This window comes from Leptolyngbya sp. FACHB-671, assembly GCF_014695745.1.
GTDB lineage: Bacteria > Cyanobacteriota > Cyanobacteriia > Elainellales > Elainellaceae > JAAUTN01.
This window is the reverse complement of the sequence record NZ_JACJOV010000010.1, coordinates 19068-33238: the sequence shown is the minus strand read 5'-3', so window position 1 is coordinate 33238 and position 14171 is coordinate 19068. Positions and strand designations below refer to the sequence as shown.

The following is a 14171-nucleotide window of genomic DNA, read 5'->3' as shown; positions in this document are numbered from 1 at the left end:
TTTACTCTCAATCTATGTGACGTTGTATGGTTCCAAATTTATTAAAGATTGTTAGGCGATGGCAATAAGTAGCGACATAATCCAAAAATTATTGCCTCTGCTCAGACCACTTATGGAGGAGGAGAGCCAGCGCCGAGGGTATTTGATGAGGGCGCTGGGTATGGATGCACCTGTGTTGCGTCGTCTCGTCTGGAATACGTCTATGGATGTTTTTATCACAGGTATGATGAAGGAATTGGTAGACTTCGGTGAAATTACTCCTGGTAAACCTGCGCTTTGTGCTTTATTAGCAGAGATTCGTCAAGATGTGGGTGTAAACATCCAGGTACACATTGATGAGTTAATTGTAGAAATTCAGAAACAAACGGATTTTCTACCGGTTCAAACGCCGTCTGGTTTACTTTTTGACTTACTGCTACAAATGGATTTTAAGCAGCAGGTGCGGTTAGTAGAAGATGCCTTGGAAAAGCACCGGACAGCGGCGTTCCTGGTTCACGGAGAACCTGGCTGCGGGCAAGAAATACTGGTTACTCGTTTATTTCGTATAAAACCGACATGGAGAAATAACTCACCTATTAAAAACGATGTGACGAATAATGCTGCTTACCGAAGTACTGAACGCTTGTGGAAACAACTATCTCGATCATTTTCACCACTAGATGCTAAAGGAGATCAGAGCATCGAAGAGCAGATTATCGATAAGATTTGCGATCGTTGGCAGACCCAAGATGTAATTCTCATCTTTGAAAAAGTTGACTGTATGTCACCCAATATTCTTTCAAGTTGGCTTAACCAGTTCTGGGAACCACTTGTAGAAAGAGGAAAGCATAATCCGCCTCAGAAAGAAACGCATTTGTTGATGTTTCTAATTGATAATGATGGCAGCGTTTGTAAGCAAAACATTATGATGGCACAGCATTTTGATGAACCAGAATATCCCCGAATTCCTCTGCAATTGCCACCCACTAGCTCGTTTCCCGCTGATGTTCTGAAGGATTGGCTTAGAGATATGAGGGGAATTCGCGATTTGCAGATACCTGCTGAATTAACATACCAAAGGTTGTTAGAGAAGTCTGAAGACGGTATTCCTGAATTTGTCTATGAAGAAATTTGCTGCCACTGCGGTCATGATTGGGAAGGAGGATTGGCAAAATGGCTAATTTAGCAGGTGTACTCGCTGCCAATGGGAAGCAGTTCTACAAGGGCAAACCCATCTCACCAGAAGAGTGTCAGCAGGACGGACTCGCCCCTTACTTGCCATCGCCGGAACTGATTAATGCTGTCAACCTCGCCATCTTTCTGGAGAAACGCCCCCTGTTGCTCAAGGGGGAACCGGGATGCGGTAAAACTCGCTTGGCGCAGGCGGTGGCTCACGAATTGGGTTTGCCCTATGAGCCTTGGTACATTAAGTCTACAAGCAGGGCAAGGGATGGACTCTACAGCTACGATGCTGTCAGACGGTTGCACGATGCTCAACTGTTTCGGATGGGGGAGGAGAGCAAATTCAAGGTCGATAATTTAGACAATTACATCGAACTGGGACCGCTGGGACGTGCGTTTGAAAAGCCACAGCTCACGGTGGTGCTGATTGATGAAATTGATAAAGCGGATATTGATTTCCCTAACGATTTGTTGCGGGAGCTTGACGAGCAGAAATTCACGATTGAAGAAACGGGAAAAGAAGTAAAGGCAAATTACCCTCCCATTGTGTTCGTTACCAGCAACGATGAAAAGGATTTACCGGATGCGTTTCTGCGGCGTTGTCTGTTTTATTACATTGAATTTCCTTATTCACAATTAACTGATATTGTCAAGGTTCACTTTCCCGAATCACCTCCTAATGTAGTAGAGGCAGCAGTGAAGCGTTTTACCGAACTGCGGCAGAAAATGGAGAAGGGCAAGTCGGGGAAAAAAGTTAGCACTAGTGAGTTGCTCGATTGGTTTGCGGTGCTGCATCAATTTCCTCAAGATGAGGTGTTGAAGCAGCTTGAGGAGGAACTGCCGTTCCCGGAAGTTTTGCTGAAGAAATGGGAGGATCATCTGCGGTATCTGAAGTATGAAGCTTGAAGAACTGCCACTGCTCGATATTTTTAACAGCCTGCGACAGCGGCATGGGTTGCCGTTGGGGGTTGATGAGTATTTGGCAGTTTTGCGATCACTTCAGGCTGGCTTTGGTATCGGCAGTCGTCAGGAAGTAGAGCAGCTTTGCTGTTTGGTATGGGCAAAGTCTGAGGAGGAGAGCCGCCTAATTCGACGGTTATTTGAGCAGATGTGGAAGTATTCTCTGGCTGAGCCAGAAAACGATGGCAAGCGCTCCTCAGATGCTACTGAAAAACCAGCACCATCATCTACATCAGCAGAGTTAGAGGATTTCTCGGCTGAAACACCAACATCTGAACTATCTTCATCGGATGAATCATTGCCAGAGTTAGAGACACCTCCCAGTTCAACTCCAGAACCCGTACAGGCTGTCCAAGCGGTGCGGAATAGTCGGCGGGATAGGGAGCTGAGACGCCCTCGCTACAGTCTGCTAACTGAGTATTTTCCGGTTACTCGCAGGCAGATGAAGCAAGGCTGGCGTTACCTGCGTCGTCCGGCGCGGGAAGGAGTACCGATAGAGTTGGATGTAGAGGCAACGGTGGCAAAGATGGGGCGTGAGGGCATTTTACTCGAACCCGTGCTGATGCCTCCACGTTCCAATCGGACGGACTTAGTGCTAATGATTGACCAAGAAGGCTCAATGGTGCCATTTCATGAGCTATCGCGGCAGTTAGTGGAGACGGCAGAGCGCGGTGGACGGTTGAGACAGCCCCGTGTATTTTACTTCCACGACTATCCTGATGAGTACCTGTATCGTCATCCCGCCATGCTAAATGCCCAATTGATTTCTGAGGTGCTGGAGGAGATTGGAGAACGGGCGGTAGTGCTGATTGTCAGCGATGGGGGAGCAGCACGAGGGAATTTTGACCAGGAGCGGGTTGAAAGTACTAAGGTATGGATTGAGCAGTTGCAGCAGTCGGTGCGCTATTGTGCTTGGTTAAACCCGATGCCGAATGAATACTGGAGGCATACCACAGCTGGTGAAATTGCCCGTTTGCTGCCTATGTTTGAGATGAGTCGTCAGGGAATGAATGTGGCGATTAGCGTTTTGCGGGGTCGATATATCGCTTGGGAGAGGATGTACTCATGGCTGCTGTAACATCTAACATTAACCAAGCCCGTGCGATGCGAGTTGCTGTTAGACGGATTGAAGGGTTTGCTAAGCAATTTGGGGAGGCACATCGCAACCTGGCTCGTCATGCGGCATTTCCCCTCGTACTCACCCCGGATTTGCTCTACCAAATTTGGGCAAACTTTGTCCCGGAAGCCCCTTGGACGGCGGTGGCTCATGTGCTGCTGTCACGCTTATGTCGGCAGGTGGGCTATGAAATGTATGAAATGGATATAGCGGATCGTAATCTCTTACTAAGAGAACTGAAAGACCAGTTTGGACAGGAGCGATTGGACGAACTGGGAGAGTTTTTGCTGGATTATGTCGGACAACAGCTTACCGACGATGATCCAGATACACAGGATTTGCGAGAAGCTCAGGAGTGGACAGCTTTAGCGTATACAAAACCTGATGAAGCGGCGCGTGAGTTAGCAGAGGCTCTCAGTTTGAGAGTAAAGCAGGAAGAGATGGCAGACGTACTTCGCCTAGCCTCGTTGGTAGAAACTTTTGCAGAGCCACTGGTAGAGGCGGGATTTGAGCCGCTACTGATTTACTCTGATGGCATTGCAAGCTTCGTTCGTGGCGAGATAAAGGGTGCAAAAGCTCACTTCAGTAAATTTTCTGAACAGATACACCAAGGAGAGGTTACTAAAAACACTTCAGAGAACTTAGAAAAACTCAAATTAATGGTAGTAGATGATGAACCTGACAAACTAGAGTTACTCTACCAAACGTTCCAGCAAGATTTTCAAGTGTTTAGGGCGAACAGCGCCCGCACTGCCCTAGAAATTCTCGAACAAGAAGGCGAGATGGCAGTGATTATCTTTGACCAAAGAATCCCAGAGATGAAGGGCACCGAATTCTTCCGCATTGCTGCCGAGCGCTTTCCCGATACAATGCGAATTTTGCTAACAGGCTATACCGATCTAGAAGATTTGGTAGATGCAATTAACTCTGGTCATGTATTCAAGTACATCACTAAACCCTGGAATCCTGAAAATGTGAAGGCAGTAGTTCTACAGGCGACTGATACCTACCGAGTTTTGAAGAGAAGAATCAACGAACTCCGCCGACTATTAGTGTTGAATGCTCTGATTTCCCCCAGCAAGATGAGTAACCCTGATGTCGTCGAGACCAGTTCAGAGAGTTCAAAAAAGCTTAAACTAATGGTGCTAGATGACGAGCCTGACAACTTAGATCTACTCTACCGCACGTTCCGACGAGAGTTTAGAGTTTTCAAGGCGGATAGTGCCCGCACTGCCTTGGAGATTTTGGAACAACAAGGCGAGATGGCAGTGATTATCTCTGACCAAAGAATCCCAGAGATGAAGGGCACCGAATTCTTCCGCATTGCTGCCGAGCGCTTTCCCGATACAATGTGGATGTTACTAACGGGCTATACCGATGTAGAAGATTTGGTGGATGCAGTTAACTCTGGTCATGTATTCAAATACATCACTAAACCCTGGAACCCTGAGACTATTAACGTAATAGTTCAACAGGCGGCTGATACATACCGAGTTTTGAAGAGAAGAATCAACGAACTTCACCGACAATTTCTGTTGAATAAGAATGATCCGAATTTTCTCAGTAAGATAATCGCTCTCTCCACAAAAAGCGATCGCTCCAATCATCCCTAGCCTTACGCTCCATGCACACTGTTATGAAACCGAATCAACTCCCCCCAGCCGCAGCTAGCAAAATCTGACCTATCGTAAAACTTAGAATAACCTTTAAACGGTGAGTAAATTGACAGCCCCTTTACACGAGATAATCTAAGTCCTGAAGTTACATTTGCTACAACTAACTTAGGCTCAATCTCAAGAGTCATTAAATTAATGACTTCATCTAAAACCGCTGTTAATTCGGTATTATTGCCAGCATATTCATCCCGTAATATCTTCAAAAAATCATACAAATCCACACAGTCTTTATCTCTGAAACGCACCACCTTACGCTTAGCGTAGGAGAGTGCATTCTCAACATCAAAATCTTTTTCAGCCAGCAATTGACGTAAAACTGAAGCTAATCGACCCACCGCCTCTGCCAGTTTCTCAACTACTGTCAAATTAGTCGCTGATTGGGTAATATGAGGTAAACTTCCCCGTGAATCTTCCTCGTAGTAGCGCCCGTACTCCTGCACGATTAACCTCGCCAGCCCTTCAGGTGTCATCCCCGAATCGCTCGTTAAACTGCCCAAAATCGCCGTATAGGGCCAACCCGATAGGGGTTCAACCTCTTGGGAACCCACCATGTAATTGGCATTTGCCCGCAACTGGTACGCCACTTCCACCATGCTCATCAGACAGGCATCCATGCCAATCAAACTCACCTTTTGCCCCGTCTGCTCCTGGGCTTCCCGAAATGCCTGCTGAAGTTTAGCATTGTCGAGGAAGTCCAACGATGAATCATCAAACGCGATCGCACGAGACTCCCCATCATCCAATTGCATCACTTCCACAATTGAGGAGAGGAAAAAGGCAGAAGACAAGCGGGTATTGCGACTGAGGGAGCGCACCTCATCGTCACTCGCCCTTAGCTGAACCCCACGATTTCGCGCAAAGGCATAGATATCATCTTCGTTCCAACCCGTGCCGTGATTCCAGAGGATGACAGCGTAGTGTTCGGCTGGATAATTCTCGATACCCCAAACGATGAAGTCCCGTAAGGAGCGAGGATCGCCCGTGTTCTGTTCGGGGATGTTTTCGATAACTCGTTCTTCGCTATTGGGACGGATATAGATGCGATAGGTGTGTTCGCGATCGCTGAGCGTATCAAACTGTGCCAGGATGGCTACCTCATCAGTGGAGCCAACTGCCTCCATTTCCTGAATATCTTGATAGCCTTGCTCCTCCATCGGAACAAAAAGCTGTTTTCTGCCCTTGAGTTGCTCGAAAACCTTACCGTTGTCCCCCGCCATGTAAACCATCCAAGTCCAGCGGCGATTCGTTTGGGTCATAGTTTGCTCTTCAGCTCGGCAAGCAGTTCCTCTGCTTGGGTGACATTCCGATCTTGGATGCTCAATTCCAGGTTGTCCAGGCTTTCCAGCAGCAGGGTATCAGATGTCTTTTCTTTGTTGATGACACGCCGCAGTCGGGTGAGTTCTTCTTCTAACTGGAACAGACGACTGGTGATGGTGTCTTCATCTCGATGCACAAGAGCTTCTTTGAGCTTTTGTTCTACTTCTTGCGGAGTCAGGCGGTAAAAGCGATCGAACGTCTTCTCCACAGGTTTGCCCTCGGTGCTGGCATCTTCTGCTAGAACGTGAAGGATGCCATCGTGGTCAACCTTGAACATACAGTTAACCCGAACCTCTCCAGCAGGACGGGTAGTGGCTAAGTTGAGAACGACTTCACCGACAAATTCATTATCCGCCGCGAGCGGTCGCTCACCTTGATAGATGCGGAAGCGGATGCTCTCTTGTCCATCGCGCTGGGTGGTAAACGCTTGCGATCCTTTGCGCCATTTGGTAACTGGAATCTGCTCGTTGGCGCGAATGATGGCATCCATCTTGCCATTGGCTAACTCCAGTCCCAAGGATAAAGGTGTAACATCCCACAGTTTCACTTCTTCCTTGAGATAGCCGCACAGCCTTGCCCCCAGAACGGCCGCTCCCCTAGCGACTGCCTCATCTGGGTTAACCGAATCATTGATTCTCCAACCGTAGCGATCTCGCAGTGCTGCTTTGACTGCTGGCAGTCGGGTTTGCCCCCCAACTAGCAATACTTGGTCAATGTCTGCTGGCTTCATCCCTGCCTTTTCCAGGGTGGCATCGCAGATGGCTAAGGTGCGATCGATGAAAGGCTGCACGAGCGTTTCTAGCTCTATGCGGGTGAGAGTTGCCTCCAGCCCCAAAGCTCGATTGTCCACCGTGAAGAGATTCGGGGTACTAATGGCGTATTCTGTGACTTGGGTGAGTTCAATCTTGGCGGTTTCGGCTGTTGTTCGGAGGAGCGATCGCACGCTAATGTCTTGTTCAAAGGGTAAGTCTACACCGTGCTGCTGCTGGAATGCTGCCTTCATCCAGCTCACAATTGCCAAATCGAAATCATCGCCCCCTAAGTGAGTATCGCCACTGGTTGCCTTGACTCGAAACAAACTCCGTTCAATCCGCAGAATCGAGATATCGAACGTGCCGCCGCCTAAGTCGTACACGGCTACTGTTTGCGGTTGGGCACCCAAGCCAAATACCAAAGCAGCAGCAGTTGGCTCGTTAATAATCCGGGGAACCCGCAAACCCGCCAGTTCTCCCGCTTCCTTGGTTGCCTGACGCTGGGACTCGCTGAAATAAGCAGGGACGGTGATGACGGCTTGGGAGATTGTCTTACCCAAGGTTGCCTCGGCATCTTCCTTGAGCTTACGCAGGACTTGAGCGGAAACCTGGGGTGGGGTGAGGAGTTGCTCTCCAACTCGGACGGCGACTTTGCTCTGCTGAACTTCTTCGATGCTGTAGGTGACTTGCGTTTGGTCGTCGCGTACTCGATCGTCGCGCAAGGTACAGCCAATGAAGCGCTTGACGGAGTAGATGACTTGACTGGGATGGCTGGTGATGCACGAGAGTGCTGATTTCCCGACGATGGGTTGACGGGTTTGGGGGTCGAACATCACAACGGAGGGAGTTAAGCGATCGCCTTCACAGTTGTGCAAGACTCTCGCCTGCCCTGTGTCTGGTTCCCAGATGGCAATGGCTGAATTGGTTGTCCCTAAGTCAATCCCCAGGATATCTACCTCGTTCACCGCTTGCGCCTCGATTTGGGGTCTGCACGTTTGCTTTCCTGCGCTAGGAAAAACGTATAGATATAGTAGGGATGGAGCACATCTTTTTGCATCGTCCGTTTTCTCATTCCTTCTATTGCGATTATGACACCGAGTTTTCCAGGGATGAACCCTTATCTGGAAAATCCTTCTTTGTGGTCGGAGGTTCACTCCTGGCTGATTGTCGAACTAGCGCCATCACTCAATCTGTTTCCCTTTGAAAGGGGTGTTAGGCTGAAAGAGTTTCCCCTTCACTGGACGATACACTGAAAATTTCCGTGTATTCATCTATATCAGCACAATATATATTTATAGCTACAATCTTGCATGAGTTCACTTCAGTCAGTAAGAATACAACGCTTCAAAAGGATAAACGATGCGTTATTTGACCTTGATGGCATCAATGTTCTTGTTGGTGCCAATAACTCAGGCAAGAGCAGTATTATTCAAGGCTTACATTTGGCTATTGGTGTTCTCCAGCCCTACCGCAAGCAAGGTTTTAAAGCCAAGCAGTGGGGGTGACTTCGCCGCTTAGGTAACTACACCTTAAAGTGATGGTGGACTGCGATCGCCAAGTGTGCAAAGGCTGAGTGAAAACTGTAGGATTTACGATAATTTATCCGGATCGCCGTAAACAAACGTTGTAATTAGCTGCAAGCCAAATAATCAGTTTTCAAACCCTTGTATGAAGTAAGGAGTCTTGGGCGAGGGGCGATCGCTAGATGACTACGCACTGTCTAGAGGCGTAATTGAGGGATGACTTACAGAGCGTATCTGACTTTATTCCGACTTTTCCTGACCTTGTCCGACTGACAAGGCAGTTATATGGAGATTAGGCTAAATTCCCTTTTATGGGTTAGCTTAGCAGGTAGTTATGAGGTGACTGTTGATGACAAGCGGTACAAGCACAATTTGGACTCCTCAATTCGGGATGAAAAACTGGACTTATGAAAGCTTTCTGGTATTACCTACCAAATCTGAAGAAGCTACTCCTCCTGGTTCTACTGTTACTGCAAAGAGATGGGCGCAAGGACATCTTTATCTAGAGGATAGTATTGATATAAGTAAACCTACTGCTGTAGGGTCTCTCATTTTTCCTACTCAGGTTGGAGAAATACGATTAGATGTGAAAGCGTCAGTAGAAGAAGGAACTGACTCAGCAAGATTTGAAGCGACTGGAGAAGTAAAAGATACTGTTCCAGCAAAAGGAGCCTTTTATACACTTGTAGGATGGGCATTCCGTGGCAAAGATGACAAAGTTGTAAGGATTCAGGGTTCTGTATTGGCTGTTCGTGGTTCTGATGCTCGTCCTGATGTAGAACTGGGTGGGATGCCAATTGGAACGGTAGGTGCATTCATAATTACAAGCAATTAGTTCAATTAATGTCTCTACTAACAAAGGAATTATGACATTTTCTGAATCAGCAAAGAAAACTCATGAAAGGCTAGAGAAAGAGGCTTGGGCAACTGCTCCTGATTTTATTAAACTTCTTGAGAAAGCACAGGCAAAACTCCAGAGGCTTAAAGACGGTTTTGGGGAAACAGTAAGAGATGAATACTCGTTCGTTGTTGATAGGATGGCAAACGACGTGAAGCCTGAAAGCATAATTGTGTCTTTAGCTAAAGATATGAATGAAACAGTGAACAATGAATCATTCAATAGGTTGTGTGAGTTTGACAAATTAAGCTCTGACCCTGCTCTTGGTGCAGTAATTCACATTGATATTATTGGACCTGACAATGGCTCAGTTATTATATCTGAAATTAGCCCCAGCGCATTCACTCTATCAACGATCGAGATAGAAAAGACGGGTTCGCATCCGGAAAATGGTTCTCGTGAATTTGGATTTGAAGTGAATAGCGATCAATCTATTCTTTTCTATACGAGAGGTGTTTCAAGACCAAACACAGCAATTGGCAAAGTTGGTGATCCTTTGCAAAGGCAAACTTGGACTTCTTTATTAGAAGGATTAAGTAAAGCGCTTGAGTTAAAAGGCTGTGCAATTCGTCCCGCATCTCTCAGAATAGAGGTCTCGCCCTGAAAACTAAAGCCTTATAAATTCAAGTTCAACAGAATGCTGTTAGCTCTCATAATTGTGAGTTGTAAAAAATGAGTGAGAAGATTAGGCAGATTGAGGAAAAGATCAGGAAATCGATAACGTTTTCTAATGAGCTTGCCTTTAATGAAGAATTGCTCAATGAATTAGATATATTTGATTCCTTTAGTAAAGTCTTTGAAAAACTGCCATTAATATTAGAGCAAACTTTAGTATCTTCATCAGAATCACAGGTTAAAATTGCGGGTAGCAGTTTTGTTTTTGGGGTGAAAACTTCCCTAAATATTATTTTCTTGGAAGATGGAGAAGATAATACATCTGTTGAGGTTTCTGGTAGATTAGTAGAAGGTGGTCAACTAATACTATCTAATCTAATCAGTCATTTTAATGAAATCTCTATTGACCAAATTAATGGATTTTCTGTTAAAAATTTTAATACAAACTTTGCAACTAACACAAATAATTTCAAAATTAGTATTTTTATTCAGGATACCTGGAGATTTTCTTTGGGTATTTCTCAGCTTGAGGTAAGTGATCTGCTTGTTATAGTCAATGGAGAGCCAGGTGGAATTACATCTGGTGAAATTCAGGGTACTACAAAAATCGCTAATGCAAGCGCAACTATTTCGGGAGCCTTAAAGTCTGATCTCTCGATAACGGGTGTTCTTAATTCGCTGGAACTATTTGAACTTTTGGAATATTTGAATGGCAATCTTTTAACCCTTCCTAAGGGTTTCCCTTCTATTAATCTTCCTGATACTGAGTTCCTGATAAACCTCAACGAATCATCTCCTAGCTTTACAGGACGTTGCAATCATTCTGACTTTGGTGAGATAAAAATTTTAGTCCAAAAAGTAAGTGAAAAGTGGGAGAGTGCTCTGATTCTTACCCCTGACAGTCTGAAATTCTCGCAAATTGCAGACGTATTAAAGCCTCTTGATGAACTGAATATTTCTTCGGTAACAGTTAGTATTTCATCCGTAAGTGACGAATTTGAAGTTCCAGATTTTAGCGGCGCTTTAACTAAAAACTTCCTCAGTGAAGGATTTAATCTTTCATCGGCTCTTAAGCTCGATGCTGTTGGATTAAACTTCGTTGCAGATCTGATTGGAATTAAAGAAATGCCACTCTCACTTGCACTTCCTAAAGATACAGTAATTCCCGCTGTGAGTGCTAATTTGGGTGATCGCAAAGAGGTTATACCGACTGTACTGTTCCTTGATAAATCCTCTTTAATTATTGAGCCGACAAATCCTCTTTCTATTCGGCTGTCCTGTGTTGCTGAGGTAAAAGTTCCAGGCAATTCAACAGATCTTCCTATATTTGAAGGAGCGGTTAACGTGATGCCTGCTGGTGTTGCTTTTTATGTAAAAACCAAAGAACCCTGGGTTGAGCCATTTGGAATTTCAGGAATGCCAACAATTAATGAAGTTGCATTTGAAATGTCCTCAGGACCACCACCTCAATATGGTGTTTATGGAAGCATAAGCACTGCTGAAGAAACTATTGAAATGGCTTGTAAACTTAGTGGTAGTATGCCTACGCTGCTTTATGGCAGTCTTAAAGGAGAGTTAACAGTAGTTGAAATTGCCAAATTTTTAGTTGATCCGCGAGTTGACTTACAGGGCATGCTACCTGATGACTTGATTGACATCAGTGTTTCTGATGCCAAGATTAGTATTGTTCCTAATCCTCTTGGAGAGACGATTGCTGGGATAAGATTTGAGCCGGGACTAACTCTTAAAGGAACTTTAAACACCTTTGGACTTGAAGCGCTCCTTGACATACGTGTTGATCCGACAAAAGGAATTTATGCTCATGGCTCTTTAAACAAGAAGGTGGATGTTGAGGATGTACTAACAATCTCTAACGCGACTGAAGATGGACCACCCTTCATTACGCTTGATACTACTAAATCGCCCTACTTGAGAATTTCAGGTATGGTATCTTTGCTAGGTTTGTCAACTACGGTTGATACTTCACTTGATAAATCTGGGCTTTTGATAAGGCTTGAACAAGCAGCTTTTAGGCAAGCCAAGTTTGATTTAGAGTCTTCAGTTTCTTCGTTAGATAATCTGAAACTGAGCAGCAAATTTAACATTAGTTTTGATGAGAAGGTAGGACCTATTCAGATTACGTCGGGAGGACCGAGTTTAGGCAGAGTTAACATCAAAGCAAGCTTTGATGGAACTTTTGACGCTCTTTACTTTAATGACAATTTTTCAGGCAGTATTAAAGGTTCTTGCTTCTTTCCATTTCTTGGAAATTTAGAATTTCTAGAAATTAAGATGGAGCAGAAGTTGACCTCGCTGGCTTCTGTTCTGGAAAGTGTTAAGTCAAAGTTATTTGATAAAGTGCTTCAAGGCTTTAAAGATCGGCGAACCTGGACACGCGCTGTCATATTAAGTAATTTAGGACCTGTTGGAATTATTGAAGATCCAAAAATAATTATTGATCTTGCTTCAGTAGATCCGATAGAGGCTGCAAAGTTCGTCCTAGATGGGGAAGATTCTGTGCGAGTATTCCAAGATGTAGCAAGTGTCTGGGCTTATGGTTTTAGATTGGACGATAAAAAAGTTTTTACCTTGCTAAAAGAATCCTTTAATATTACAAACCCGGCTCTGATTCTTAAAATATTAGGTGAACGAGATGCTATAGTGACGCTATTGAAAGAGAGCTTTAGCCTTGACCCAATGCAATTCGCCCAGTATTGGCAGGAATTCTTTGAATTTACCTTTGAAGGTGACTTCAAGGAGGGGCTGGCAAGAATTTGGAAGAATGTTTATGCCCTTAACTCAAATGAAATTGCAAACTTATTGAAAAGCTCTTTTAATTTAGATGCTGTAGGTGTTGCCAATATTCTACGATATGTTGTATTTGATGATGCTGCAATTACAAAAGCCTGGAAAGACATCTTTGATTTAGGTGTTATTGAAATTGCTAATCTATGGATAAGCAATTTTGCTTTCGGTCTTTTTGGCTTTGGTTTTGATGAAAGTGTTGTTACAAAAGCTTGGAAAGATGTTTTTGGGCTTGCACCTACTGATATTTCTACACTTTGGCGAGACAGCTTTAGCAAGGATGGTGGCTGGGTTGCCAATCAGTTACTTAACATTACTGATACTGGTTTTATTACTGCTGTTCTTAAAGACCAGTTCAACTTTAGCCCAGTTGATATTGCTGGCTTATGGAGAAATACGTATAACATTGATGCGACGGGTGTAGCAAACCTGTTGTTAGGTATTCAGGTAGAGCCTAATACAATCATAGCAATTTGGAAAAATACGTTTGGACTAGAAGCAGTCGAAGTTGCAAATTTATGGAAGGGAACATTAGGTGGTGATGAAAGTTTCATCACAAAGGCATGGAAAGATGTTTTTGGACTCGATTCCAATAACATTGCTCGACTTTGGCGGGATAACTTCGATTTAGACTCAGCATGGATTGCCAACCAACTACTTTATATTGCTGACACTTCTACAATTACAGCTACATTCTTAAACAGTCTGGGTATTAGTCCCACTGAAATTACCGATATATGGGCTAACGTCTATCATCTAACTGCAACAGATATAGCTCAGTTACTGCGACGTAATGGAGTAGATCCCTCAACCATTACTAAAATATTGCAAAATAAGTTCAATTTCTGGTCTGCTGACATCGCGAGGTTTTGGAAAGATTCGTTTGGCATGAGTTCTGAATGGATTGCTAACCAGTTACTTCAGGTTACTAATATCAGTGAGGTTGCTAGTACTCTTAAATGGATCTTAGGCGTTGAGACGGCTGACGTTACCAAGTTATTGAAGAACGTCTATAACCTCGATCTACCTCAAATATCAAATATTTTGTTATCTGCTGTTGTTCCAGATGTCTCTGCTGTTCAATCTGCTTTAGTTGGAGCAGGCTTTCCAGCTAGTGAAGTTGACAAAACCTTGCAAAGCTTGCCAATTTTAACAACAATCTCTGTGCCCTCGGTTTCTATGGATAACTCGCCGCTTGATGATTTTATTAAGAAGCTACCTTTTCCTAAAATATAAAGTTTGTCTAGCATCTATGAATTATTCTCGTTCTTCGTGATGAGCTTTAACTTCTCTTTTAGAGGGGTGACAAGCGCCCGCAAACCATTACAGCTTCTTGAATCTATTCTA

General features: G+C 44.5%; 11 protein-coding genes. 9 read left to right on the top strand and 2 right to left on the bottom strand.

Translation table 11 applies throughout. From position 1 onward, the window contains the following. The first annotated feature begins 58 nt into the window (after positions 1 to 58). Genes H6F93_RS00330 through H6F93_RS33725 form a run of 4 tightly spaced genes read left to right on the top strand, consistent with a single transcriptional unit; the run spans position 59 to position 4851 of the window. Positions 59 to 1165: a hypothetical protein gene (locus tag H6F93_RS00330; protein WP_199313396.1), complete on the top strand. Its 1107-nt coding sequence runs from the start codon at positions 59 to 61 to the stop codon at positions 1163 to 1165. Then, positions 1153 to 2067 (top strand): AAA family ATPase, encoded by a 915-nt coding sequence (locus H6F93_RS00325; RefSeq protein ID WP_190678068.1) that lies wholly within the window; start codon positions 1153 to 1155, stop codon positions 2065 to 2067. The genes H6F93_RS00330 and H6F93_RS00325 overlap by 13 nt, the downstream gene beginning before the upstream one ends. Further along, on the top strand, positions 2057 to 3199 hold the full coding sequence (locus H6F93_RS00320) for a hypothetical protein (protein WP_190678065.1): 1143 nt from the start codon (positions 2057 to 2059) through the stop codon (positions 3197 to 3199). Before H6F93_RS00325 ends, H6F93_RS00320 begins: the two co-directional genes overlap by 11 nt. Beyond that, complete coding sequence (locus tag H6F93_RS33725; RefSeq protein ID WP_242043238.1) at positions 3187 to 4851, top strand: response regulator; 1665 nt, start codon at positions 3187 to 3189, stop codon at positions 4849 to 4851. Before H6F93_RS00320 ends, H6F93_RS33725 begins: the two co-directional genes overlap by 13 nt. A gap of 2 nt (positions 4852 to 4853) precedes the next feature. Here H6F93_RS33725 and H6F93_RS00305 read toward each other — a convergent pair whose 3' ends face one another. Then, the gene (locus tag H6F93_RS00305; RefSeq protein WP_190678062.1) at positions 4854 to 6170 is read right to left on the bottom strand and encodes a clostripain-related cysteine peptidase; all 1317 of its coding nucleotides are present in this window, start codon (positions 6168 to 6170) and stop codon (positions 4854 to 4856) included. Then, positions 6167 to 7948 carry an Hsp70 family protein gene (locus H6F93_RS00300; RefSeq protein ID WP_190678057.1) on the bottom strand — a complete coding sequence of 594 codons (1782 nt, stop codon included), beginning with the start codon at positions 7946 to 7948 and terminating at the stop codon, positions 6167 to 6169. The genes H6F93_RS00305 and H6F93_RS00300 overlap by 4 nt, the downstream gene beginning before the upstream one ends. Positions 7949 to 8071: 123 nt before the next feature. Here H6F93_RS00300 and H6F93_RS35560 point away from each other — a divergent pair, with 123 nt between their 5' ends. From H6F93_RS35560 to H6F93_RS00275, 5 genes are all read left to right on the top strand, one after another. After that, positions 8072 to 8236, top strand: a complete 165-nt coding sequence (locus H6F93_RS35560) for a DUF4058 family protein (RefSeq protein ID WP_199313395.1) — start codon at positions 8072 to 8074, stop codon at positions 8234 to 8236. Positions 8237 to 8293: 57 nt separating this feature from the next. Further along, complete coding sequence (locus H6F93_RS00290; RefSeq protein ID WP_190678054.1) at positions 8294 to 8488, top strand: AAA family ATPase; 195 nt, start codon at positions 8294 to 8296, stop codon at positions 8486 to 8488. A gap of 367 nt (positions 8489 to 8855) precedes the next feature. Then, a complete protein-coding gene (locus H6F93_RS00285; protein WP_190678051.1) occupies positions 8856 to 9341 on the top strand; it encodes a hypothetical protein in 486 nt (161 codons plus the stop codon). Positions 9342 to 9372: 31 nt separating this feature from the next. Next, a complete protein-coding gene (locus H6F93_RS00280) occupies positions 9373 to 10008 on the top strand; it encodes a hypothetical protein (RefSeq protein ID WP_190678048.1) in 636 nt (211 codons plus the stop codon). A gap of 68 nt (positions 10009 to 10076) precedes the next feature. Beyond that, positions 10077 to 14060 carry a hypothetical protein gene (locus tag H6F93_RS00275; RefSeq protein WP_190678045.1) on the top strand — a complete coding sequence of 1328 codons (3984 nt, stop codon included), beginning with the start codon at positions 10077 to 10079 and terminating at the stop codon, positions 14058 to 14060. The last annotated feature ends 111 nt before the right edge of the window (positions 14061 to 14171 follow it).